The sequence below is a fragment of the uncultured Megasphaera sp. genome (assembly GCF_958350005.1).
GTDB lineage: Bacteria > Bacillota > Negativicutes > Veillonellales > Megasphaeraceae > Megasphaera.
The window spans coordinates 1-3,606 of sequence record NZ_CATWFF010000197.1 but is presented as its reverse complement, the minus strand read 5'-3'; the positions used below and the strand labels follow the sequence as shown (position 1 = coordinate 3,606).

Annotated in this window: 6 protein-coding genes; all 6 read left to right on the top strand. The window is 53.5% G+C overall.

Annotated elements, in window-relative coordinates; genetic code table 11:
• Nucleotides 1-399 (top strand): dihydroxy-acid dehydratase (locus tag Q3886_RS09405; protein ID WP_301861180.1); only part of this gene is annotated, 399 nt, incomplete at its 5' end.
• A 30-nt stretch (nucleotides 400-429) separates the two neighbouring features.
• On the top strand, nucleotides 430-1,416 hold the full coding sequence (locus Q3886_RS09400) for an ornithine cyclodeaminase family protein (protein WP_301861179.1): 987 nt from the start codon (nucleotides 430-432) through the stop codon (nucleotides 1,414-1,416).
• 144 nt (nucleotides 1,417-1,560) lie between these two features.
• Nucleotides 1,561-2,127, top strand: coding sequence for a 3'-5' exonuclease (locus Q3886_RS09395; RefSeq protein ID WP_301861177.1), 567 nt, complete (start codon nucleotides 1,561-1,563; stop codon nucleotides 2,125-2,127).
• A gap of 98 nt (nucleotides 2,128-2,225) precedes the next feature.
• Nucleotides 2,226-2,708 carry a hypothetical protein gene (locus Q3886_RS09390; RefSeq protein WP_301861175.1) on the top strand — a complete coding sequence of 161 codons (483 nt, stop codon included), beginning with the start codon at nucleotides 2,226-2,228 and terminating at the stop codon, nucleotides 2,706-2,708.
• Between the two features lie 71 nt (nucleotides 2,709-2,779).
• Entirely contained in the window at nucleotides 2,780-3,190 is a 411-nt protein-coding gene (locus Q3886_RS09385; protein ID WP_301861173.1) for a NifB/NifX family molybdenum-iron cluster-binding protein, read from the top strand.
• Nucleotides 3,191-3,203: 13 nt separating this feature from the next.
• Nucleotides 3,204-3,482, top strand: coding sequence for a glutaredoxin (locus tag Q3886_RS09380; protein ID WP_301861171.1), 279 nt, complete (start codon nucleotides 3,204-3,206; stop codon nucleotides 3,480-3,482).
• Nucleotides 3,483-3,606 lie beyond the last annotated feature (124 nt).

Below are 3,606 nucleotides of genomic sequence, written 5' to 3'. Positions count from 1 at the left end.
ATTCGCTATGAAGGCTGTAAAGGTGCGCCGGGCATGAAAGAGCTCATGCTCAGCATTGATGCCCTCATTGGCCTGGGCCTGCACAAAAGCGTGGGCCTGGTGACGGATGCCCGGTTTTCCGGATTTAACTACGGCGCCATTATTGGCCATGTCTCGCCGGAAGCCTATGATGGCGGCCCTATTGCTCTCGTAGAAGAAGGGGATACGATTGAAATCAATATTCCTGCCGGGACGGTTTCTCTGTGCGTCCATGAGGAAACGCTGGCCTGCCGCCGCCGGAAGTGGATCTGCCCGCCTTTAAAAGAAGAAAAAGGCTGTCTGGCCATTTATGCCCAGACCTGCCGCCCTGCTGAAGAAGGAGGCGCCATGCAGCCGTGGCCGCTCCATGCAAAATCATAATCCCCTGTTCGTAGTGTGAGGAGGACTCCTATGCTGTTACTGAGTGAAGAAGACATGCGTGCTGTATATTCCATGAGCGACGCCATTGAAGCTGATAAAGAGGCTTTTCGACTGGCTGCAGAAGGAAAGGGCGCCGTTCCCCTGCGTACGCAGATACCGGCGCCGGAGCAGGACGGGTGCTTTTTGTTTATGCCGTCATATTTGCCGTCCCTGGAAACGGCAGCTGTCAAGATCGTCAATATTTTTCCCCATAATGCCGAACAGGGCCTGCCGACGGCGCCGGCACAGGTATTGCTTATTGACGGCCGGACCGGGATAACAGAAGCTATCATGGACGGCACGTATCTGACACAGCTCCGCACCGGTGCCGCGACAGGCGCGGCCTTTTCTCTCCTGGCCAGAGCAGACTGTGCTGTCGGTGCCCTCATCGGTACTGGCGGCCAGGCAGCAGCTCAGCTGGAAGGGATGCTCGCCGCCTGCCCAGGCCTTCAGGAAGTGCGCGTATTCAGCCGGTCCTGGGAACGGACACAGGCCTTTGCGGCCTCCATGGAGAAAGACCTTGCCGCGAAAGCCGTGATCCGGCCCGTTCGTTCATCGGATAATGCAGTTCGGGATGCGGACCTCATCGTAACTGTTACGTCGGCGACGACACCGGTGTTTGACGGGCATCTGGTCAAAGCAGGTGCGACAATCAGCGCCATTGGCTCGTATCAGCCTCATATGCAGGAACTGGACAGCGTCGTCCTGCAGCGGGCTCATAAGATATATTTCGATTCGACTGATGCTGTATTGGCTGAAGCAGGCGATGTGCGCATTCCTCTGGAACAGGGACTGATTCAGCACAGCGATTTTACCGGTGATATCGGTCAGGTCATAGCCGGAACGCTTCCGGGCCGGGAGAACGATGAAGAGATTATTCTCTTTAAATCCGTCGGCATGGCCCTGCAGGATCTCGTCACAGCGCGCCGCATCTATGACCGGGCTGCCGCTCAGGGTATGGGAATTTCCTGGCCGTAAGCACGTCAAGAAAAAGGAAGCTCTCGCTTGGCTGCTGTTGTGGCGTATACATAGGCTGCTGAATAGTATATACTGAATGTATGTACTAAGACATGGACTGTTGCGTGTACGGCAACGGTCATGCCAGATAGAGGAGATAGAAAAATGCTTGATTTTACAGCCATTGATTTTGAAACTGCCAATAAATATGCCAACAGTGCCTGCTCCCTGGCTGCTGTTACCGTTCACGGCGGTGCCGTATCGGATGAAGCGTATACGCTGATACAGCCGCCGTTTATGGTATTTTCGCCGGATAACATCCGCATTCACGGTATTACGCCGGAACAGGTCCGCAGCAAAGCCAAGTTCGATGCCCTGTGGCCGGCTATTCGCCCGCACCTGGACGGACGCATTCTCGTCGCCCATTACGCCGTCTTTGATACGCGGGTTCTGCGCAGCCTGATCAAGACCTACGGCCTGCAGCCGCCATCGGCGTCCTATGCGTGTACTGTAGAAATTTCCCGCCGCGTTTGGCCTGATCTGCCGAATCATAAACTGGATACGGTTGCCGCATATCTGGGATTTTCCTTCCGCCACCATCAGGCCCTGGATGATGCCCGGGCCTGTGCCCATATCGTCCGGGAAGCGGCGAAGAAGACCGGTACATCGTCTGTAGAAGACTTGCTGGATCAATTGGGATTATCCTTAAAACCGCTGTATGAAACTACGTAGCCCATAGCTGGCCCCTTTCCTGGGTTGCATCTGTATCGTGCAGGTATATAATAAAGTCGTCCCTCAAAAGGAATGAATAGGAAGGAGGCGACCGTAGTATGATGCAGCAAATACGGCAGCTCGTGACAGCCGCACTGGGATGTGCCTGCATGGCTGTGTCCTCTCTGGCCTTTGCTCAGGTTTCGACAGATCAAATAGCCGTTGGCGGCGTCGGTCCGGGATGCACAGACGAGTATGTCCGCAGCATATACGGAGATCCCAGTCAGTCGGCACAGATGACGTCGGACACAGGTGTACAGTATACGACCTGGCAGTACGGCGGCAGCTTTATTGTCGGCTTTTTGGACCGCGACCACACTGCTGCCTATGTGACGTGTACTGCAGATAACCTGGCAACGCCGGGCGGTGTCACTGTAGGCATGACGGCAGATGTACTGGGTAACGTATATGGTTCAGCAGATCAGATTTACGGGTATCAGGATAAATCGCTTTACGTATATTCCGACGATCACGGCAACAGCTTGTCCTTTGATGTGCAGAATTTTTACATTGTCAGCATCAATGTACGGGCTGCTTCATAGCGGCTTTGCGTTGACAAGGTGTATAAAAGCAGATATAATTGACATATGTCAATTATATCTGCTTTTACCATATGGAACAGGAAAGGGATGACGACGGAATGATCATTGCAGTACCCTATGAAAAAGGTTCGATTTTTCAGCATTTTGGCCGGACCGAGCAGTTTAAGCTGTATACGGTGACGGATGGGAAGATCGTATCTGCTGAACTCATCGATACGCTGGACACCGGACATGGTGCGCTGGCCGGCTTTCTGCAGGACCGCCACGCAGATGTGCTGATTTGCGGCGGCATCGGCGCCGGTGCGCAGCAGGCTGTAGGCAGTGCGGGCATTCAGCTGTATGGCGGTGTACAGGGCGGAGCTGACGAAGCCGTTCGTGCCCTGCTGGACGGGACACTGCAGTTTGATGCTCATGTCCAGTGCAGTCATCACGAACACCATGACGGCCATGATTGTGGTCACGATTGCGGCCATCATGCATAAGGAGGTATACAGTATGAAAGAAATTACAGCATTTTATCTGAATGGATGTCCTTACTGCAAAGGCGCCCGGGAAGCAGTTCAGGAATTAATTGCAGAAAATCCGGCCTATGGCACAGTACCTGTTATGTGGTATGAAGAATCAGAACAGCCGGAAGCTGTGCAGGGCCATTCGTATTATTACGTACCGTCCCTGTTTATTGGCAAGGAAAAACTGTACGAAGCACAGCCAGGCCAGTCGTATGATGAAATTAAGGCTCATGTCAAAGCCGCCCTGGATGCGGCTCTGGCCTGACCGGGATAGAAACACATAGAGTCGTGAATCACGATGCAGCACAGCGCCTCTGCTGGGACAAACCTTTCCGGCAGAGGCGTTTTTGTATAACAAATGATAAAGGACAGGGTGCTGTATCATATAA